Below are 20116 nucleotides of genomic sequence, written 5' to 3' on the forward strand. Positions count from 1 at the left end.
AAGCTGAATACTCGGACAGCACGACGATCCTGCTAAAGTCGCGGAATATTGGAACGCGACCCTATTGGCAGCTGGGTCTGCTTGTTCAAGGCCTCACGATCCTGCTGTGCAGTCGCCTCAGCCGCAAGCTCGTCCAATAGCGCGTGGTGCTCGGGACTGAACAGCCTCGCCCTGACTTCATCCAAGTTTGCATGGTGAAAGAGAACTCGGGCTGTCTCTCGCTGGGCGTGACCGACTGCTCCGACCAACGCAGCATTACACGCGCTTTGACCTACGGTCGGTGCCAGCAACTCCGCGATCTCTCGGTAGCCCTTGCTAGCTGCATCGTAGATCGCCTTCTCGCCGAAACGGCGCGGGCGTCCGAGCTGATCAATTGCACCCAAGATAAGCTCAACGACCTCAAATTGACCTTTACTTGCCGCAAGGTCAAAAGCAGCTGCATACGTGTGCGCGGCATCTGGCAGCTTAGCTTTAAGCATGAGTTTGACGACCTCTGTTGCCCCGTGCCCAGCCGCCGCCGGAAATATCTGAGTCGCACAAATGATCGATGATGACACCGGAAGCAGCAGTTTGACCACACGAAGATGGCCCCCGTGAGCAGCCTGAGCAAGAGCTCGACTGTCCTTGTCGTAAGGATCGCTGTGCGGAATTAGCAGCTTCACCACGTCAGCGTGCCCGCAGGCGCTTGCCTCGTATAGTGCAGCGGAGTGATCCGCTAGTGCGTCACTAACGGGTAACAATAGCTCCACGACATCTTTGCGCCCCGCCCGAGCTGCACACACCAGCGCCATCGAGTCTTTGGCACTCGGTTCAGTCAGTGGAACAAGCTTACGAACAACATTGAGTAGCCCCTCCTCGGCCGCCAACGCCAAGGCAAAAACTCTGTCCTTGGAGGACAACATGGGAACCAACGCTTCGATGACCGCCTCACGCTTGGCATTGATGGCGTCGTGAACCACTTCCCATGCCAAGCGCGCACTGTCGGCAGACTCACAAACAATCTTTGTGATGGCGACCACATCGGCCGTCTCGATATCACCAATCAGATCGCGGCTCACAGTCACGAAGTAATCCCAAAAAAAACCAGCTTAATGCAAGCCCTTCGCTCGTCAAGTAGCTGAAGTCCTACGGCAAGCGCGTGGCACCAATCCCTAGCCGTCTAGTTTCGTGAGCCATCGTGGAGACGAAAAGGACGTCACGGTTTGTTCAAGAAGATGCAGTGCTCTTGCAGTCCGGCCCCTTCTCCGGAAAAGAAAGCCACTTAGCTTAAGGGCCTGAGCCATGGCCTCTGGCGTCACAGTCAAGCAAACGAGGCGGGGCTCAGGAAAACGGCGATAAGACGTAAGACCACGGTCAATAATCGTGGTATCTCGATGGAAGCTTGCTCGAACCAGTCTTCGATAGATTACGTCCAAGCCTGACTTCGGACCTTCTAGATACTGCAAGAAAATTTCACCATCAAAGACCACGGTGCCCGTAACACCCCACCCTGCATTCGCCCGCTCCGCCTCTTTCCAAAGCTCGGGAAAGTTCTTGCTTTCTAGCCCCGGCGCGACAAGGCTCGTGAAGATCAAATACGAGTGCGGCATTGGTCGAGCTGCGTGTGGGGAGAAAAGGGCTTTCGGCACGGGGAAACTAAGCATCCGCACATGCACGAACTATACGTCATCCCCGCCAGAAGCGAGGCAGGAAGATGATCAACACCGTGAAGAGCTCGAGTCTCCCCAGCAGCATCGCGAACGACAGCACCCATTTGGCTGCGCTTGGCAGCGAAGCGAACGTCCCTGCTGGCCCAATGGTCTCCCCTAATCCCGGCCCTACGTTGGACAGCGCCGTGGCCGCGCCGCTGGCGCTGGTTAGGAAGTCCAACCCTAGCCCAAGCAGCACGACCGTAATGACGGCATAGCAGACCAAAAACACCGTTAGAAACGCCACCACTGAGCCGATCACCTCGTCGGAGAGCGGCTTGCCGTCGTAGGACCGAGGAAAGACCCCATTGGGATAAAGCAGGCGTAGGAAGTGGACGCGAAGCATCACTGCCATGACCTCGAAGCGAAAGATCTTGATGCCCCCGCTCGTGGAGCCTGTGCACCCGCCAACAAACGTCAACAGGAAAAACACCCCTACGACGGCCGCTCCCCACTGGCCATAGTCCGTTACGGCATAGCCTGTGGTGGTGACCACGGAAACCACACTGAAGGCCGCGAATCGATAAGCCTGCTCAAATCCATATTGGCCGGATGCAGCCAACCACGTTCCAATCCCACCCACCGACACTGCCAGAAGCCCCAGCAGAGATTTGACCTGGCGATCAAAGAAAGCCCTCCGGTCCCCAGCCAAGAACCGCACATACAAGACGAAGGGCAAGGTCCCTGACAGCATGAAGAGCGTGGCAAGCCACTGGATCCCGTTGTCTTGCCATCGACCGAACGATTGATCTGAGGTCGAATATCCGCCCGTCGCAATCGAGGTGAGCGCATGCACGATGGCATCAAAGGGGTTCATGCCTGCCAGCCAATAGGCCAGGCCGGCCACAACCGTCAGACCAATGTAGGCATACCCTATCGTCGAGGCGATCTGCCGAACCCGGGGCATGGCCTTTTGCGAGCGATCTGAGGACTCCGTGCGAAACAGCTGCATGCCGCCCACGCCGAGCGCGGGTAAGATGGCAATGGCAGTCGCGATAATGCCGATGCCACCCATCCATTGAAGCAGCCCTCGCCAAAGCAACAAGCCTGGGGGCGCGGTATCAAGACCCGTCATGACCGTGGCGCCGGTCGTTGTGATGCCGGAGATCGCTTCAAAAAATGCGTTGGCAAGATGTCCGCGAAGCTGCGGGTGTTCCGAGAAGAGAAACGGCAGCGCACTCACGGCGGACACGGCAGCCCAGCTCAGTGGCGTCAGGGCGAAGGCCTGCCTCAATGTCAGGCCCGACTTGCCCCACTTCCCGCGAGAGCGCCAATAGCCCCAGCTCAGCGCACTGCCACAGGCGGCTGAAACCAAAGAGGCCATCCCAAACGCCAACCAATCCCGGTTGTCGTAATAGAGATCCGCAACCATGGGCAGCAGCATGAAGGCAGCTGTTGCCAACAGGACTTGCCCAACGATCGCCGCAACCAGACGAAAGCCATTGTGCGGTATTGACGTCTGACCTGGTGCCCAACGCATCCCGCTACTGTTGGCTTTCAAAACGACCGCCCGCCCGCTCCGCCAAGAAGCTTCTCTGCAACATCGATCTCGCCATATGCCACGACCAGCACGACCCTGTCACCCGCATTTATCCGGGTCTCGGCTGTCATATCAAGTGGGTGGTCTTCTCGAATGACGGCACCAACTTTAATGCCTTCCGGCAGACCAAGCGCGCCGATGGTGTGCGTTAAAAGTGGCGAACTTCCGGCACCAATCGTGGCTTCAATAACTTCACCAAAGTCCTCGCGCAACGTCTGCAAACCGACAATGGCCCCTCGACGGACGTGCCGCAGCACGGTCGAGACCGTCACCGCGCTTGGACTGACGACTGCGTTGATGCCCATTCCGGGAAGAAGTGTGGCGTAGGTGCTCTTGTTGACCAGTGTCACGGCCTGGCGGCAGCCCAATTTTCGCGCCAAGAGCGAGCAGAAGATGTTGGACTCATCGTCGTTGGTTACGGCAACCAGAGTTTCCTTTTGATCGACCCGAGCCTCTTCAAGCACTGACCGATCCAGGGCATCGCCATGGAGCACAACAACATCGCCACCAAGTGTTTCCGCCGCGTAGCGTGCCCGATCCCGATCCCGTTCAATGACCGTCATCCGCGCCTTCGGAAGCAAGGCGCGGATGTTTCGAACCAGGTGCATGCCCACATTGCCGGCACCTGCGATCACAAGTTCGGCAACGGGGCGCTCGCGGTGCCCGAAAAGCGCCATCGTCGCCTTGCGCCGCTCTGATCGCGCGAGTATGTAAAGTTCGTCCGCCAGCTCAGCGCGATCCTGCGGCGTGGGAATGAACGTAATGCCCTTGCGGGTTATGGCAAGGACCCTGATGTGCTCAAACTTGCCGTTTGACTCAAGGTCACAGATGCGCTCACCCATCGCCGGACAATCTGGATCCGTCACACCGATTCCGATCACTTCCAACTGTCCGCGAGCCAAGGGGAGGATCGTAAAAGCACCTGGCGTGCGAAGCCGCCTCGTAATTCCCTCGGCAACCTCAGCCTCCGGGGAAATGATCACATCAATGGGCAGATGCTCAGCCGCAAACAGGCCGTTTGCATCGCGCGCGGTGTATCCCACATGGCGAAGACGGGCGATTCGGCGCTTTACTTTAAAAAGCGAGTAGGCGACTTGGCAGGCGACCATATTGACTTCATCCGAACGCGTCACAGCGATCAGCATGTCAGCATCCATCGCGCCAGCTTCCCGGAGCGTATCCGGGTAAGAGGCATGTCCGACGACCCCGCGAATGTCGTGGCTTTCATCCGCCCGCCTGATCAGCTCGGCATCGGTGTCAATGATCGTAATCGCCACACCTTCCGAGGCCAACTGGCGCGCAATCGTCATCCCCACCTGGCCCGCGCCACACACAATAATCTTCATGGATAGAGGGCTGACAGGACAGATGCCAATGTCGAAAACCCAAGCTCCGAACCGGTCTAAGGAGTTCGATTTTATAGGCCCCGGGCAGGGAGTGTCACCCTACGGAGTTGGGCGCAGCGGCCGCTGGATTGCAGCCTGCTCACCTCGTATTGACGCACACAGGCCTGGGCGGCTGGGATACTGTCAACACAGGTAACGAGCAAGCGTCCGATGATGACAAAGTGGCGGCTGGCCCTATTCAGGATTAGCAGGAGGATGTGGTTCCGATCCACGCTCTACGGCGTTCTAGGCGTGGCTACTGCCTTGGCCGGTGCGGGCGCTAAATTCGTGCTGCCGGAGGGGCTGGCAACGCAGATTGGTGCCGACTCAGTTGGCAACATCCTTGGCATCCTTGCCGCCTCAATGTTGACAGTGACCACCTTTGCCCTATCCACCATGGTCGCTGCCTACGGCTCGGCGTCGACCAATGCCACGCCGCGCGCGTCCCGGCTCCTGATTGAAGATACGCGAGCGCAAGGCACGCTGGCCACATTCATCGGTGCGTTCTTGTTCTCCATCGTCGGGCTCATTGCGCTGAGCACCGGCATCTACGGGGACAGCGGCAGACTTGTTCTCTTTGGCGCGACCATTGCGGTCATCATCGTCATCACCGTCACGCTTCTCCGCGCCATCGAGCAATTTTCCCGCTTTGGACGACTCGGCGAAACGGTCGATCTTGTCGAGCAAGCCACCTTGAAATCCATGAAGCAGCGTGCAGAAGAGCCCTTCCTTGGCGCTACGCCCTACTCCGGCGTCGCTCCGAGCAGCACGGTCGATGTCTTCGCTGCGGATGTAGGCCATGTTGAACACATTGATGTGCAGCGCCTCAACACGGTTGCAGAACAACACCAGCTCATCGTCTATGTGAACTGTCAGCCCGGCACCTTTGCAACCCCAAACCGCGCGCTGCTCAGTGTCTGGGGCACCCTCCACGATGAGCAGAGAACGCAGCTGCTTGCAGCTTTCACCATCGGCGGCTCCCGTCGGATAGAGAACGATCCGCGTTACGGTTTGGTCGTCCTTGCTGAGATTGGTGTGCGAGCGCTGTCGCCGGCCGTCAATGATCCAGGGACGTGCATTACGGTCATCGGCACCTGTGTTCGCCTGCTGCTCAAATGGGACGCCTTGTCATCCGGATCCGGGGCCAAGGACGTTCAATATCCGTTCGTGCACATGGCTCAGCTTGATGTGGATGACCTGTTTGAAGACGTGTTCGCGCCCATATCGACTGATGCAGCAGGGTCGCTTGAAGTCAACATCAGGCTCCAAAAAGCTTTCGCCGCACTGTCTGCTGGCTGCTCATCCACCACGCGCCAGGCGGCGCGGCGCTACGCCGATCTGTCTCTGGAGCGGGCCTTGCAGACCCTTAGCTTCTCTCAGGATCGCGACAAGCTTCGAACAATCGCCACCGTAGAACACAAAAGGGCGCAACAGGCTGTCGCCCCCCAGGCCGCAGCGGAACCGAACTGATGTCGATGGAGCTCAATCGGATCTATCTGCGTCATTCAATCCTGACCGCATCTGGAACTTGGGCCAAGATTTCTAGCAGGAATGAGGCGCTGAGATTGGGCTGGTCGCTTCGAATGGAAATAGGCAGATCAATTTTTTTCGCGACACTCACCAGCGACGGGATCTCTCTATCGAGATCCAACCACCACCCCTCAGGCAACCGTATTCCATTTCCGTCGCGATCGTAAAACCGCACTCGATTAGGCACATTGCTCTCCTTCAATTGGCCGCACGCGCGACGTATCACTACTTCCGACAGTCGCCCGTCACGCCCTCCCCTCGTTTTCACGGGCATCATGGTTTTATACCGCCCCAATGCGTCCCAGTTGCTGCCTAATCATGCCGCGCGCACCATGCGGAAGACATCCCTCGCTTGGGTGGCTCGCGCTAACGCGCTAGACTTGGACGCTTTCATTCGCAAAATGGAGGCCACGGGACACTATTGTGAAGGTATTTCCCCTGATTTTTCTGTGTGCTGCGGCAACGGCCACAGCCACAATCCATGCTCAAGAAGCGCCCGACACTCAGCTTGAACCGTTTGTCGATGTGGGTGGTGCCGTCCGGTTCAATTATGGCTGGCTGGACTACGGTCCCACAAGCCGCTTGCAACTTGAACTGCTTCGCGCAGACGTCAAAGCCGGCGCTGGCCCCCTTTTCTTCTCGGCTCAATATCGCTGGTATGACGGCTTCGATGCCGTCCACCATGCCTACGCCGGATGGAATTTCAACGACCAAACGCAGCTCAAAGCGGGCATCCAGCAGGTCCCCTTCGGACTTATGCCTACCGTTTCCCAGAGCTTTTGGTTTGGCTCAGGCTACTACCTTGGCATTGAAGACGATTACGATCCGGGCGTGACGGTTAGCCATCGGAGTGGCGACCATCACTGGATAGCCGGCTGGTTCTCGGGCGATGAATACGGAAGCGGCTCCCGCTACGACCGATACTCCTTTGACGTGGCCCAGACCGCTGATCTGCCCTACAAGGAGCGGGAGCGCGTTCATTTCAGATACGAACACACCAGCTCCTTGCATGACGGTGAGCTGCTGCTCGGGGCTTCTGCATTCAGCGGTCAGGTTCAGAACACCACCACCCGCCGTCACTATGGCCACCAGGGTGCAGCGCTGCATGCCCAGTGGAAACGCGATGGCTGGACGACCCAGCTGCAATGGGCTCGCTACCGTTACAGCGTGCCAGGCGACAGGATTGCGATGTCAGCGTTTCTTGCCCCTTTCGAGATTGCGTCGGAAGCCGATGTCCCCAGCGCAAACGTGGCCTACTCCTTCGGTGAGAAGCGTTGGCTCGATGACATCACCTGCTACAACAACCTCAGCATGACGCGCCCGGTGGGACGCAGCCAAGGTGTGAGGGAGTCATGGCAGAACGTCACCGGATGCAGCCTGCAAAAAGGGATCATGTTGACTTACGTGGACTGGATTGCTGGCAAGAACATGTGGTTTGCAGGCGGCGACGGCATCGGAATCGATGACGGCGGCCCTTCCCGCTGGCATAGCCGACTCAACCTCAACATCGGGTTCTACTTCTAAGCTCAAGCCGCATTCCAGCTTGAACGATCATCAACCGGAGGAATTTATGCAGAGCCCCGCTCCGCCACCCACTCCTGTTCGCCAGCGCATCTTGCCGCAGGTGTTCATTCCCACTGCGGCCATCGTGCTTTTACTGCTGGCGCTATCCATCTTCGTTCCAGAAAAAGCGACAACTTGGTTCACGGCGGCCAAGAACTGGACCGCCAACGACGCGGGCTGGTTCACCATCTTATCGGTCGCAGGCTTCCTGGTCTTTGTGGTCGGTGTCGCGATCAGTGGCTACGGGCGAATCAAGCTCGGCCCAGACCACAGTCGCCCCGATTACAGCTATGCCTCGTGGTTTGCCATGCTCTTTGCCGCAGGCATGGGCATTGGCCTGATGTTCTTCGGCGTGGCAGAGCCGATCATGCACTACGCTACCCCGCCGACAGGCACGGCCGAGTCTGCCGAGGCAGCTCGCCAAGCGATGCGTATCACCTTCTTCCATTGGGGTGTGCATGCCTGGGCCATCTACGCTGTTGTTGCGTTGGCATTGGCCTACTTTGCCTATCGCCACAACCTACCGTTGCGGGTGCGATCAGCGCTCTATCCACTCATTGGAGAACGCATCCACGGACCTATCGGCCATGCGGTCGATACGTTTGCAGCGCTTGGCACCATCTTTGGCCTGGCCACATCGCTTGGCCTGGGCGTAATGCAGATCAACTCCGGACTGAACTACTTATTTGGCCTGGAAGTGAGCACCCTCGTCCAGGTGTCGTTGATCGGCATCATCATCCTGGTGGCCACAGGGTCGGTCGTCGCGGGACTCGACAGTGGTGTCCGTCGCCTGTCTGAGATCAACATGATCATGGCCGTGGCACTTCTTGCATTTGTGCTTGTCTGCGGTCCCACGGTCCACCTGATGCAGGCATTTGTCCAGAACACTGGCATGTACGCCTCCCAGCTCTTCTCAATGACCTTCAACCTGTATGCCTATGAGCCCAGTGGCTGGCTTGGCGGCTGGACGTTGTTCTACTGGGGTTGGTGGATTGCGTGGTCGCCCTTCGTTGGGATGTTCATCGCCCGTATTTCGCGAGGCCGCACGGTGCGTGAATTCGTGGTTGGCGTCTTGCTGGTTCCGCTGGGCTTTACGTTCCTTTGGATGACCATCTACGGCAACTCGGCCTTGTTCATGGTTCGCTCCGAAGGTGTTCAAGAGCTCGTCAAGGCAGTGTCAGATGACAGCTCAATGGCGTTGTTTGAGTTCCTGCGCCACCTTCCCCTGACGATGATCACCTCCTCGCTTGCCGTTGTCCTCGTCGCACTGTTCTTTGTCACCTCCGCTGACTCCGGCGCCCTGGTCATAGACATGCTGACCTCCAAGGGCGAGGAAGAGTCTCCGGTTTGGCAGCGCATCTTCTGGGCACTACTGGTTGGTGGCATCGCTGTTGCCCTGCTCATTGCAGGTGGCCTTGAATCACTCCAAGCTGCGACTATTGCCAGCGCCCTCCCCTTTACGATCGTCATGATCTTGATGTGCTGGGGGCTTCTCAAAGCCATGCATCTGGACGCAACCAAGCGCTCGATTTCTCGTGATGCACGATTGCTTCCGGGCACCAGCGATGACTGGCGCGCCAGGCTTAAGCTGCTCGCGCATAACCCCGTCAAGATCGAGGTCGTCGGCTTCATCAAGGATCAGGTGCTGCCCGCGCTCCAAGAGGTCGCGGTGGAGCTGCGCAAGCAGGATCTTCCGGTTGAAGTCACCCAAGGGGAGGATGGGCGCGCCTGGCTTCGCGTAGGCCATGGCGAGGAAATGGACTTCTTCTACTCGGTGCGTCCCCAGCCTTACGAGCCGCCCACCTTCGCGTTGCAGGACCCGCGTCGCCCGGTGAGCGAGGGCACGCGCCACTATCGGGCTGAGGTCTACCTGCGCGAAGGCGGGCAAGACTACGACGTTATGGGCTGGCCAAAGGTGCAGTTGATCCACGATGTGCTGGACCAATACGAGCGCCACCGCCAGTTCCTGGATCACGTTCGCTGATCAATGCCCCGGCCAACCGGATTCGGTTGGCCGGGACTTGGGCCAAGATGCCTTAGATACAGATCGGCAACCTGTTCTAGCTTCGGGGTGCAAACCTCAAGACGACCGCTCCCAGCAGCGCGGAAAGCAGCGATCCAAGCAAGATGCCGACCTTGGCATCCTCAACGAACGTAGGGTCCAATGGGAACGCGAGCGAGCTGATGAAGAGGCTCATCGTGAAACCAATGCCGCAGAGCAAACTCACGCCGTAGATTTGTAGCCATGATGCGCCCGCTGGCTTTTCAGCAAGCCCGGTCTTGACCGCAAGGGCAACGCCTCCGAACACGCCCATTTGCTTGCCGACGAAGAGCCCAGCAGCGATTCCCAACGGCAGCGGGGCCAAAATGGCGCTCATCGAAATCCCAGACAGATCCACACCGGCATTGGCAAAGCCAAAGATCGGCACGACTACGAAGCCAACCCAAGGAGCGATGCCGTGCTCCAAGCGAACCAGTGGCGACTTAGCACTGGCGCCGTAGGGGATCAGAAATGCACCGACAACGCCTGCAATCGTGGCGTGGACACCTGAAAGAAGCGTGGCATACCACATGGCCAAGAGCAGAACCAAGTAGGGCCAGAGCCGCTCCACACCGTTTCTCTTTAGCGCATACATGGCAAGCCCCGCGCCGATTGCAGCCGCCAGAGCTCCGATGTCGAGGGACGAGGTGTAAAACAGGGCAATGATTGCCACTGCACCCATGTCGTCGATGATGGCCACCGACAGCAGCAAGAGCTTCAAGCTGGGAGGCGCGTGCCGCCCCAAAAGCGCCAGCACCCCCACCGCAAAGGCAATGTCTGTGGCCGCAGGAATGGCCCAGCCGTTGGAAAGGGAGGGCTCGTGCCGAGATGCGATCAGAAAGATCAGAGCAGGAAGTGCCATGCCGAGCAGCGCAGGCACAGCTGGTAATCTGCGCTGCTGCCAGGAGGACAACCGCCCACTGATAAGCTCGCGCTTGATCTCCAAGCCGACAAGAAGAAAGAAGATCGCCATCAACCCGTCGTTGATCCAAAGATGCGGCGTCATTGGCCCGAGTTTCTCACTGAGAACCGGGCCGGCATGAGCATGCAGAAATGCGAAATAGCTGCCCGCTGCTGGACTGTTGGCCAGCAAGATAGCGACCATCGACGCCATCATTAGTGCCACACCCGCAGATGCCTCGTTAGCGAGCATGCGGGCAAAGATGCTGCGCGGTCGGTCTATGGTTGTCATCGTGCTCCCTTAAAGCAAGGAGCGAACAAACCGGAGAGGCACGACCAGACTCGACGCACCTGAAAGGTTCGTCAGCTCATGGTTGATCGAGGTATGGAAGACGCCGCCCAGCCCAAGAATTTGAGAGCTGTGAGACATCGAAATGGTCGGAACTTCGGGGTATCAGCATGCGTAGACTCGGAAAACGACAGGTCGTTCTCCGTAATCGGGACCTAACCCCGGGCGCACGCAGCACACGCCGTAATTCAATTTTACGGATCAAACCCGAAGGGTCAAGCACCCGCCCCTCGGCCGGTTGTCACTGTTCAGACGACAGATGTCGCAATACTTAGGCGCGATAGCGTGCTTCAGCCCCGCCGCCTAGCAACGGCTCCGCACCGCCCCCTATCCCCGCGAGTGATCGCCAGGTCATTCAGAAGCGAGCTCGATCATCAGATTAAATAAGCATCAGGCTTGACGGAACCCAATGAGCGATTAAGTTAAACGCAAAGGAGATGATGATGACTGAAAAATTACGCAAGCCAGCAAGGATCAAACCACCTTTCCACAGCTTTAAAAAGGCAAATCAGGTTGTCTTGTGCATTATTTGTTTCACTATCCTTGTGATTTTGGTCCGCCTAGCTGCATGGGTCAACTAACCCAACGAAACATCACGCAATCCTAATGACCTGTTCGGCGCAAAGCAGTAAGGTTCCGGCAATGATCGCGACCGAACCCAAATACGTGCGCACGGATGATTTGATGAACGCTTGAGCGATGTTCTTTTGACTGATGATAGCGGACCCTTGAACTTGGAATTCCGGCGACCCCCATTTTCGATCAAGATCATCTTTCGCTTGGCTTAGCGTCTTGCCTCTTTCCAAGTCCGATAGCAGCCCCACCATGACTTCCACAAGCTCCTCCCTCGATGTGTAACGCGTTGGATTACGAGTCTCACTTTTTACGATCTCTTCTGCATGACGAATAAGCTTGCTCTTCAGTATGACGCCAGATGCGATACAGGCCGTTCCACCGATAACGAGCAGATTGCCGATCCTGAGGAAAACCCCCTCGAAGGGCGGCACTAACGCCAGAGCGAGAAAGAGAATGAAAAGTCCAGAGAAAATGCATGGCAGACGATCGTAGAATTTTTCCTTCCATGTCTTCGGCCCATCCATCTTAGCTACAACATCTCCATCGGATTGCGAGTTTTGTTCGACCCATGCCATTCGATGCCACCTTTTAGTTAGACCTGAAAAATGGTGAGCAAGCCGGGTAAACACACCGCGCCAGCCGACAAGCTCGACACCCAAACTATCTCTTGCTCTGCGATCAGTTTGGAAGATTGGTATCAAGTAGAAGGAAATGCGTTTTTCGGACTGGTAAGCAGCAGCAACTCAATCGCGCAAGCATGCTGCGCGCCTCAAAAAGGGGGCCTAGGCAACAACGCCCGCCCCCTTTCGCCGCGCGGACTCAGTCGTCAGCGAGCGAGCGTTCACTTCTTTAATGAAGCTCTCAAAGGAAAGGATATCCGCCAGGAGCTCGTCCGGGTCCGGCAACGCTATCCCTGCGATTTCCGCGCGGTCATGAGCGTAGTTTGAGCATTTAGTCATACCCTCATTTACTCGCGCGTAGTCTTCATCGGAGACCGTCACTCCCGCTAGCCGTTGGGTATCCACACTCTTGCGAAAGCGAATGACGACATTGCGAAGCAACACTTCTTCCACTGACCGCTCCCAGGCAAGCCTTAGTAGCGTGTAAGCCCTCACCGTTTGGATTTGGTAGTTCTCTTGGTCGTTCAGGCCGTAGGCCTTGGCTGCCAGGACTTGGATTGTCTTCACAAACCCCACCCGCTGACTGCTCGTCTTACCTTCAAATGGGAGATCCGCGCTGGTCACGCCGAACCCTTGCTGCTGTCTACTCACGCTTTGAGTTTGGACGCTGACGCCCAAGCGCTTGCCGTCATCTGCAAGGAGCTTTAGGAAGTAAAGGTCATGCGTGAAGACAATGACCTGCCTCTTCGCTGCTTCTTCAACCAAGCGTTTTGCCACAAGCTCGCGGCGCCGATGGTCAAGTGAGCAGACGGGATCATCGAAGACGATGCCGCTCGTTTGTGCATTCAGAGAGATTTCTGCCATGAACGACGCAATGGCAATGGCGCGCTGCTCGCCTTCACTCAGGATCTCTGAGGGCGTTCGTGACTGGGGGAGTTCTAGGCGAAGCCGATGAAGTGGCTTACCGCGTTCGGAGCGGCTTTGCGCACTGACCCGCAAGGCATGGACTCTGAGCGCTGCGAACTCACGATTAAGCGCGTCAGCAAGCTCCCTGGATACCACCTGCTCGGCCAGTTCAGATGCCTTTGTCGAAATGCCATTGGTGCGAAGAGCGGGCAGACATGCCTTCAGTTTTGTTATGTAGGCTAGCTTGGCCACCGCCGACAACACTGCATCCTTGACCAAGCCGAGCTGCACTCTCGCGTCAAGCTCCCCGAGCTCGGCTTGCATCGCCTTGCGCGCAGCCTCGTCTGAAGCTTCTTCCAACGCCTTAGCCGAAAGATCAAGCTGGGCCGATAGCTGAGACAGACGCTGGCTGAAAATGGCAGCCGCAGATAGCACTCCACTCCAATCGTTGCTCTCAGCCGCCTTCCGGATAGATTGCTGTCGCGCCAGTAGTGCCGCTTCGTGGATAGGCAAGCCATCAGCAAGCTCCTCATCTTCGGAACGAAGCGCCAGAAGGAGCGCTTCATCCAAGCCTAACGCGATCGCCTGCTTTGTCATCGGAACGTAGACAGCGCCCAAAGCTCCCTTTTTTGCAGCATGGAGCTTTTCCGCTTCTGCTTGAACAAACGCTTCAAAGCGATGCATCCGTGCCGCCCCCTCTTTCAAAGGCTGCTGGCAAAGAAGGCACGCATCTTCTGGGGTAAGATCACCAATAGCCTTGTCTGAGTCGACTTGCGCTGCAAAGCGTTTGGCGGCCTCATAGAGCTCGCGCCACGCCTCTCCGCCCGTTCCTGGCAATAGCTTCTCGCCGTCGCTATGAAGCTTCGCGGCAAGCTCGGCGGCAGCCTTGGCAGTCCGATATTCATCGGCTGCTTGTCGCACCACCGCCAGGGCCGCATCGCTAAGCCGAGCCTCCTGCTCTGCAACCTTGCTAGCAAGCGTCGCCCAGCGGCGCGCGCGAATGCGCAGCGCCTGGGCTTTTTCCCTGGGGTTGTTTTCCTTGAGGCTCGTTTCAAGATCGGCTCGTCGCGCGAGCTCCTCCGCACTAAGTGAGGCAAGTGCCTCAATCATCTCCGGCTTCGACTTGCCTGTGAGCGTTGCGATCTGCCTGCCAACCGCCGTCTCTCCACGCAGGTGAGCGAACGCGCCGAGATCAACTGCGCTAGTCAGGACCTGCTGGTCAACCTTCAACTTAAGCCGTTGACTCAAACGCGCGAGCGACCCAAAAACGTCCAACCCGTAAGGAACATAGGAGAAGTCATTTTCTTGTTCCAGATACGCTTTTGCGCAACGCGCATCGAAGACTGCAATCGAAGAGAGCTCAGCAGGCGGTGCCGCATCGAGCCGCCAAACCACCTCTTGGTCGACCCCGTTAACAGAGATCTCAAACGTGGCTTGAGCAACCCCGCCCTGGCTCACTGGAAGATTGGCATTGGGATGGATCGGCTCTGACTGGTCGCGTGCACGACAAGCACGCTTCAAAACACGGGAGTATCCCGACTTACCCGATCCATTGTCTCCGTAGATCACGGTGAGGCCAGTAGGCGCCACAGTGACCGACTGGTCTGATGCAATCGCGTTGACGTGGTGCAATTGCTTCATCGCGTGAAGCAGGACAGCACTCTCTGGATCAGCGGCCACGGGAACTTGATCCTGTGACAAGGGCTTAGCAGTTCGTCCCTGAGGGTCAGGAATTCCATTTGCTGAATAGAGCAGCGCAAGCAGATCGGCGTCGTCGTTCTGATCGAGATCCACTTTAGTCAAAAGACGAGCGACCGCGTCACTCTGCCAAGGCGGAAGCGTCGTCGTCCACTTGAAAACTTCTTCCAAAATACTCATACCACCCCCTGTAAATTCCATTTACCACGGCGTGCGGCTCAAGAGCATTACCTGCAATTTAGGCCAAGCACGGTCGTTGCCCCCTGCGGGCTTCTGATCACTTGGTCCGCACCCGCGCAGACGTCGCTTTGCCCTGGGCCGTTCGTCCCAATCGCAGTTCGTATTTCAGTGAAGACAGGCCAGGGGAGTGCTTTCCCATGCCGTTAAGCTTCTCTTTCGCAGTAAAGGCGCGGCTGTAAGTAGCATGATGCTCGTCATCGAGCTCATGCCCCACGATCTGAGCGCGCAGCTCGGATGCCACACCGAGCGTTTGCAGCTCTTGGATGAAGGTCTTTCGCAAGGAATGAAAACCGCGCTTCGCCTTTGGCCAATCCTTGCCAATCGTCGCCAGATGCCTACTAAATGCCTTTGTGATCCAGTTCCCCTGACCATTGAGCGCATCGCCTTTGGCTTGCGGGAACAAGCGCTTGTGTCCTGCCGCTTTGCGCGTTGCAACCCAATCCATGAAGCCCAGTGCCAGGAAATCCGGATGCAGAGGAACGGTCCGAAGACTGACCTCCGTTTTGACTTTTTGGTTCTCGCCCTCGTCAGAAATTCGAATGCAAGGGAGCTTTCCTTCCAACACGATGTCGGCGATCAGGAGCTGCCCCACTTCCGACGCTCGAGCGCCTGTGTAGAGGCCAAGGAGCGACGCCCATCGAGCGTTCTCAGAGAGCTTCTCGAAGTTGCTCGGCGAGAAGATCGTTTGGATCTGATCACGGTCGTAGGCTTTGAAGCCGAGCTTGCGCCGAGCGCGCTTCTCCCGCAGCGAATAGCTCACGTGACCTGTCGCGGGATTGTCGCCCTTGGGATAGTAACCGGACGCAATGGCCCAGTCGAAGAAGCCTGCTTTCCCGCCTACATAACTTTGCTTGTTCGTCAGTGTTGGCGTCGAAGCCCCGACGTCACGAAGATGTTGATACCAGCGCGCCAAGTCAGGACGCGTGACCGTGTGGAGCTTTGACTTAGGCCCGAGGAACGCAACGAGCGACTCTACTGCGGCTGTCTTAATCGTATAGGTCTTCGGCAGCGTGCGCGGCTTGATGCTCGCCAACCACGCGTCGCGCGCCTTTCCCAATGAGATCGTCTCGCTGACCTGAGGCCGGGTGCTTCGGACGGGATGCGGCTCGGGGTCGAGCATGCCGATGGCTGCCACCTCTGTCGCCGTTGCAAAGCTTTGGGCTTGGCGGAACAGACGGACATCGTCTTCGCTATCGATCTGCCAGCGTTCCGTGATGGTGCCGTCCGCAGCCTGCGTCCGATGAAGCGTCAGATCGCGCCGATCTGCACCGCCACTCAATCGCTCAACGAGCGCTTCCAGATCCTTTTTGCTAAACCGATCCACTCGTTGATCCCTCAACACGTCATAGGCGTGAGCATAGCCTGATGCCAAGACGATCGCGCGCAACCTGGCTGACGCCAAGTTCGACGTTCGAAGCGTTTGCTTGATGAGCTTACGGCCGATGACAACGTGCAAGTCGCTCGGCACACGCTGACGAAACGCGTAAGTGCCGGAGGCGGTACGGATGAGGTGGTGGGGAATGCGCATTTCGGGAGATGTGTCCCGATCTGTGTCCCGCTGGAAGACCCAAATACTCGAAATAAGTTAAATAAAATCAATAACTTAGATGAATATTGGCGGAGAGAGTGGGATTCGAACCCACGGAAGGAATGACCCTTCGCCGGTTTTCAAGACCGGTGCCTTAAACCGCTCGGCCATCTCTCCGTATCGGCAGCGCTTCCGCGCCCCGCGTGCCCCGGTCATTGCAACCCGGGCAACCGGTTCGGGATCGCCCCGTCCGGCATGGCTCCCCGGCTTGGGCCGGGGGTCGCATTCTCGCATTTCAGGTGGGATTTGCCCACCCGCCGGCTGTCGGGCTCAGCCCGCATCCACCGCCAAGGCACCCAGCGCACTCGCCTTGATCTTCTCCTTGGCCCGCTCGCACGCGCCACCGCAATCCAGGCGCGAGGCCTCCAGCTGCGGCGGCAGGTGTTCGGCCAGGAAGTCGATGAACACGCGTACCGCCGGCAGCAGGCCGCGGCGGGAGGCGAAGACGGCATGGCAGATACCCTGCGGCAGCGACCAGTCCGGCAGCACCACTTCCAGTTCGCCGTTGCGCACGGCGTCGGCGCAGACGGTTTCCGGCAGCATGGTGATGCCGAAGCCGTCCTTGACCATGCTCTGCAGCAGCGGGAAATCGAAACCAGCCACGCGCGGCTGCAGGTCCACGCGGCGTACCGCGCCTTCCGGGCCGTGCAGTTCCCAGCGCTGACGGGCTTCGTCTTCGCTGATGCTCAGGGTGACGTGGTTGGTCAGTTCGTCCGGGTCTTTCGGGCGGCCCGCGCGATCCAGGTATTTGGGGCTGGCCACCAGCAGTTCCTGCACTTGTCCGAAGCTGCGCATCACCAGGCTGCCATCGTCATCCAGACGCGAGCGCACGCGCAGGGCGACGTCGTAGCCTTCGTTGATGATGTCCACGCGGCGGTTGCTGATGTTCAGCTGCAGCCGCACCTTGGGGTACTGCGCCAGGAAGATCGGCAGCAGCTTGGGCAGCTGCATCTGCGCGAGCGAGACCGGCACGCTGGCGCGTACCAGGCCGCGCGGCTCGGCGCTGAGGCGATCCACCACCTCTCGCGCGGCCTGGGCCTCGGCGAGCATGGTCTGCGCGTGGCGATGCACGCTGGTACCGACATCGGTCACCGCGAAGCGGCGCGTGGAGCGCTGCAGCAGGCGGACGCCCAGATCGGTTTCCAGCTGGCTGATACGGCGGCTCAGGCGGGATTTGGGGATGCCGAGCGCGCGTTCTGCTGCGGCGAAGCCACCATGATCCACCACCATGGCGAAGTAGTAGAGGTCGTTGAGGTCTTGCATACCGAAGTTCCAGATATAGAACAATACGTGGTATTCAACCACCTTTATTCCAAACAGGCAACAACCTAACCTGATCTCCGTCGGCGGCGCCTTCCCCCGCCCCTCCCCAGATAACAGGTGATTGCCATGAAGCTTCTTCACATCGACGCCAGCGTGCTTGGCGACAACTCGGTTTCCCGCCAGCTCTCCGCCGCCGTGGTCCAGCAGTGGCGCGACCAGGTGCCGGGTCTGGAAGTGAGCTACCGCGACCTCGATGCCCAGCCGGTCCCGCACCTGCGCAGCTCGTCCCTGGCCCAGTCCGATCCGGCCGAAGTGGCTGACGCCGAGCAGGTGCTGGCGCAGTTCCTGGCCGCCGACGTGGTGGTCATCGGCTCCCCAATGTACAACTTCAGCGTCGCCTCCACCCTCAAGGCGTGGATCGACCGCCTGGCCGTGGCTGGGCGCACCTTCAAGTACACCGAGAATGGCCCGGTGGGCCTGGCCGGCGGCAAGCGCGTGATCGTGGCCAGCAGCCGCGGCGGCCTGCACACCGGCGCCCCGACCGACTTCCAGGACCCCTACCTGCGCCAGGTCTTCGCCTTCTTCGGCATCGACAACGTCGAGTTCGTGCGGGCCGAGGGCATCGCCTATTCGCCTCAGCACCGCACCGATGCGATTGCCCAGGCCCTGGCCGCGCTGCCGCAGCCGGAAGAACTCGCCGCAGCCTGAGCCGCGCAGGACCCACACCGTTCCCTCCCCCTCGTCGTGACGGTGTGGGTGTGGCAGAGATGGCCCCTCCAGGGGCCATCTTTTTTGGACGCGGCTCGGCCTTACTGCAGTTCGCAGTCGCGCGTCATCGGTGATCCCAGGATCATGCCGTTGCCCGTGCAGGCCGCGAGCACAGTGTCGCCTTTGCCGAGCGCGCCGGCCTCTTCCCTGGAGAGGCCGGAGATCATCACCTGGTCCACGCTTCCGGCCTTCAGCTGCACCTGCGGCTTATCCATCAGATCCGTCTGGATGCTGGCAACTTCGCCGGTGATCAGCAGCCGCTTGCCTTTGTAGAGGACGTCGGCGGCGACCTCATTGGCCTCGTAGTCCCGATGGAGCTGGCGCGCGCTGATTTCGACAGGCACGACAGGCACGACAGGCGCGATGGTGATGTCCTGCTGGCGGCCCTTGCCCGCATTGGCCTGGGCATCGAGGGCCGGCTGACCGATCGCGCTGACGGTGCCGGCGAACACCACGACGCCCACGAGGTAGACCAGCGGGGAGGCGACGAGGGACAGCAGGAGCTGGGCGATGCCTTTGCCGGCGCCGCCCTTGGCCATCGCCACGACAGCCAGGATGAAGGCCACCAGATTGAGCGGCCAGCCGAGGATGAGCCCGAGCCCCGGAAACGGGATCAGGAAGCACAGCCAGGCGATGCCCAGCATCAGCCATGCGGCGATGCCGGCGGGATTGGTGGATGGGAGGGGTGCAGCCGCTGTAGTCACCGTGCGTCCTGTGGAAGTAGATGTCAGTGCCCAGCCTGTCCGCTGTGTGCCGCAGGAAATGGGCATCGATCACACCACCACGTGCGGGCCGTATGGGTCGCCTACCGGATGCTCATCCGCGAAGCCCCGTGCCTGCCGTCTCTGCGGCCTTCCACGCCGAGTGCCGCCCACTCGGCTATCAACCTCTCCTACATTTCATCACGGCGTTTTCTGAGCTGCCTCTCTTCCTCATTGGAAGCCGCATCGCTGACGCAATCAACGCTGCCGCGTCGCGGCGATGGCCGCTAAGCTGGGGGCTCTTTACACATGGCTGATTCCGCATGGATTACCGCGTCATCCAGACCCACCGCAGCGAGTTCCCCCACCCGATCACCCTGCAGCCCGGCGATCCGCTGCAGGTCGGCGAGCGCTACCAGGGGCCCGAAGGCTGGGACAACTGGTATCTGTGCCAGACGCCGGGCCAGGCCGCCGGCTGGGTACCGGCGCAGGTGATCGGCCGCAACGCGCAGGGCGATGCGATGGCGGCCGAGGCTTACTGCGCGCGCGAACTGGACGTGGATGTGGGTCAACACGTGCGCGGTGAGCGCGAGCTCAACAGCTGGGTCTGGTGCGAGCTGGTTGGCGGCACCACGTCCGGCTGGGTGCCGCTGGGCGTGTTGGCGCCGATGACGGACGGGTAGAGCCACCCCATGGGTGGCAGCAGGTGATGCATGACCGGTACGGAAGCCACCCATGGGGTGGCTACCGAAGCACCAAC

General features: G+C 59.1%; 15 protein-coding genes and 1 tRNA gene. 5 read left to right on the forward strand and 11 right to left on the reverse strand.

Annotated elements, in window-relative coordinates; translation table 11 throughout:
* Nucleotides 1-32: 32 nt before the first annotated feature.
* The 4 genes from NJD74_RS08840 to trkA all read right to left on the reverse strand — a co-directional run bounded on the left by NJD74_RS08840 (nucleotide 33) and on the right by trkA (nucleotide 4574).
* A complete protein-coding gene (locus NJD74_RS08840; protein ID WP_319624015.1) occupies nucleotides 33-1058 on the reverse strand; it encodes an ankyrin repeat domain-containing protein in 1026 nt (341 codons plus the stop codon).
* A 93-nt stretch (nucleotides 1059-1151) separates the two neighbouring features.
* On the reverse strand, nucleotides 1152-1643 hold the full coding sequence (locus tag NJD74_RS08845; RefSeq protein ID WP_309252302.1) for a BLUF domain-containing protein: 492 nt from the start codon (nucleotides 1641-1643) through the stop codon (nucleotides 1152-1154).
* A 22-nt stretch (nucleotides 1644-1665) separates the two neighbouring features.
* Nucleotides 1666-3072 (reverse strand): TrkH family potassium uptake protein, encoded by a 1407-nt coding sequence (locus NJD74_RS08850; RefSeq protein WP_197578521.1) that lies wholly within the window; start codon nucleotides 3070-3072, stop codon nucleotides 1666-1668.
* A 113-nt stretch (nucleotides 3073-3185) separates the two neighbouring features.
* Nucleotides 3186-4574: a Trk system potassium transporter TrkA gene (gene trkA / locus NJD74_RS08855; protein WP_197578522.1), complete on the reverse strand. Its 1389-nt coding sequence runs from the start codon at nucleotides 4572-4574 to the stop codon at nucleotides 3186-3188.
* Between the two features lie 255 nt (nucleotides 4575-4829).
* Here trkA and NJD74_RS08860 point away from each other — a divergent pair, with 255 nt between their 5' ends.
* From NJD74_RS08860 to betT, 3 genes are all read left to right on the forward strand, one after another.
* Nucleotides 4830-6083 (forward strand): DUF2254 domain-containing protein, encoded by a 1254-nt coding sequence (locus tag NJD74_RS08860; RefSeq protein WP_253128166.1) that lies wholly within the window; start codon nucleotides 4830-4832, stop codon nucleotides 6081-6083.
* 483 nt (nucleotides 6084-6566) lie between these two features.
* Entirely contained in the window at nucleotides 6567-7667 is a 1101-nt protein-coding gene (locus NJD74_RS08865) for a hypothetical protein (protein ID WP_197579822.1), read from the forward strand.
* Nucleotides 7668-7686: 19 nt separating this feature from the next.
* Nucleotides 7687-9690 carry a choline BCCT transporter BetT gene (gene betT / locus NJD74_RS08870; protein WP_253128167.1) on the forward strand — a complete coding sequence of 668 codons (2004 nt, stop codon included), beginning with the start codon at nucleotides 7687-7689 and terminating at the stop codon, nucleotides 9688-9690.
* Between the two features lie 76 nt (nucleotides 9691-9766).
* Here betT and nhaA read toward each other — a convergent pair whose 3' ends face one another.
* The 6 genes from nhaA to NJD74_RS08900 form a co-directional block, all read right to left on the reverse strand.
* Nucleotides 9767-10939, reverse strand: coding sequence for a Na+/H+ antiporter NhaA (gene nhaA, locus NJD74_RS08875; protein WP_197579824.1), 1173 nt, complete (start codon nucleotides 10937-10939; stop codon nucleotides 9767-9769).
* 650 nt (nucleotides 10940-11589) lie between these two features.
* Nucleotides 11590-12147 carry a hypothetical protein gene (locus NJD74_RS08880; protein ID WP_197579826.1) on the reverse strand — a complete coding sequence of 186 codons (558 nt, stop codon included), beginning with the start codon at nucleotides 12145-12147 and terminating at the stop codon, nucleotides 11590-11592.
* A 207-nt stretch (nucleotides 12148-12354) separates the two neighbouring features.
* The gene (locus tag NJD74_RS08885) at nucleotides 12355-14976 is read right to left on the reverse strand and encodes an AAA family ATPase (RefSeq protein WP_197579827.1); all 2622 of its coding nucleotides are present in this window, start codon (nucleotides 14974-14976) and stop codon (nucleotides 12355-12357) included.
* 97 nt (nucleotides 14977-15073) lie between these two features.
* Complete coding sequence (locus NJD74_RS08890) at nucleotides 15074-16564, reverse strand: site-specific integrase (RefSeq protein WP_197579828.1); 1491 nt, start codon at nucleotides 16562-16564, stop codon at nucleotides 15074-15076.
* A gap of 87 nt (nucleotides 16565-16651) precedes the next feature.
* Nucleotides 16652-16741, reverse strand: a tRNA-Ser gene (locus tag NJD74_RS08895).
* A gap of 153 nt (nucleotides 16742-16894) precedes the next feature.
* Nucleotides 16895-17887: a LysR substrate-binding domain-containing protein gene (locus NJD74_RS08900; protein WP_019184298.1), complete on the reverse strand. Its 993-nt coding sequence runs from the start codon at nucleotides 17885-17887 to the stop codon at nucleotides 16895-16897.
* 126 nt (nucleotides 17888-18013) lie between these two features.
* On the opposite strand from NJD74_RS08900, the gene NJD74_RS08905 reads away from it, so the two are divergent.
* Complete coding sequence (locus NJD74_RS08905) at nucleotides 18014-18595, forward strand: NAD(P)H-dependent oxidoreductase (RefSeq protein WP_070425427.1); 582 nt, start codon at nucleotides 18014-18016, stop codon at nucleotides 18593-18595.
* Between the two features lie 101 nt (nucleotides 18596-18696).
* Here NJD74_RS08905 and NJD74_RS08910 read toward each other — a convergent pair whose 3' ends face one another.
* A complete protein-coding gene (locus tag NJD74_RS08910; RefSeq protein ID WP_319624016.1) occupies nucleotides 18697-19359 on the reverse strand; it encodes a hypothetical protein in 663 nt (220 codons plus the stop codon).
* A gap of 320 nt (nucleotides 19360-19679) precedes the next feature.
* Between NJD74_RS08910 and NJD74_RS08915 the strand changes: the two genes are divergently transcribed.
* Complete coding sequence (locus NJD74_RS08915) at nucleotides 19680-20039, forward strand: SH3 domain-containing protein (protein ID WP_070470452.1); 360 nt, start codon at nucleotides 19680-19682, stop codon at nucleotides 20037-20039.
* Nucleotides 20040-20116: the final 77 nt, after the last annotated feature.

Source organism: Stenotrophomonas sp. RG-453, from assembly GCF_033843685.1.
In the GTDB taxonomy this organism is placed as follows: domain Bacteria; phylum Pseudomonadota; class Gammaproteobacteria; order Xanthomonadales; family Xanthomonadaceae; genus Stenotrophomonas; species Stenotrophomonas bentonitica_A.

Coding starts and splice junctions, on each gene's coding strand:
- trkA (WP_197578522.1), bottom strand. CDS start 4,574: ATGAAGATTATTGTGTGTGGCGCGGGCCAGGTGGGGATGACGATTGCG.
- NJD74_RS08885 (WP_197579827.1), bottom strand. CDS start 14,976: ATGAGTATTTTGGAAGAAGTTTTCAAGTGGACGACGACGCTTCCGCCT.
- NJD74_RS08890 (WP_197579828.1), bottom strand. CDS start 16,564: ATGCGCATTCCCCACCACCTCATCCGTACCGCCTCCGGCACTTACGCG.
- NJD74_RS08860 (WP_253128166.1), top strand. CDS start 4,830: ATGTGGTTCCGATCCACGCTCTACGGCGTTCTAGGCGTGGCTACTGCC.
- NJD74_RS08880 (WP_197579826.1), bottom strand. CDS start 12,147: ATGGCATGGGTCGAACAAAACTCGCAATCCGATGGAGATGTTGTAGCT.
- NJD74_RS08905 (WP_070425427.1), top strand. CDS start 18,014: ATGAAGCTTCTTCACATCGACGCCAGCGTGCTTGGCGACAACTCGGTT.
- NJD74_RS08900 (WP_019184298.1), bottom strand. CDS start 17,887: ATGCAAGACCTCAACGACCTCTACTACTTCGCCATGGTGGTGGATCAT.
- nhaA (WP_197579824.1), bottom strand. CDS start 10,939: ATGACAACCATAGACCGACCGCGCAGCATCTTTGCCCGCATGCTCGCT.
- NJD74_RS08850 (WP_197578521.1), bottom strand. CDS start 3,072: ATGCTGCTGCCCATGGTTGCGGATCTCTATTACGACAACCGGGATTGG.
- NJD74_RS08915 (WP_070470452.1), top strand. CDS start 19,680: ATGGATTACCGCGTCATCCAGACCCACCGCAGCGAGTTCCCCCACCCG.
- NJD74_RS08845 (WP_309252302.1), bottom strand. CDS start 1,643: ATGCTTAGTTTCCCCGTGCCGAAAGCCCTTTTCTCCCCACACGCAGCT.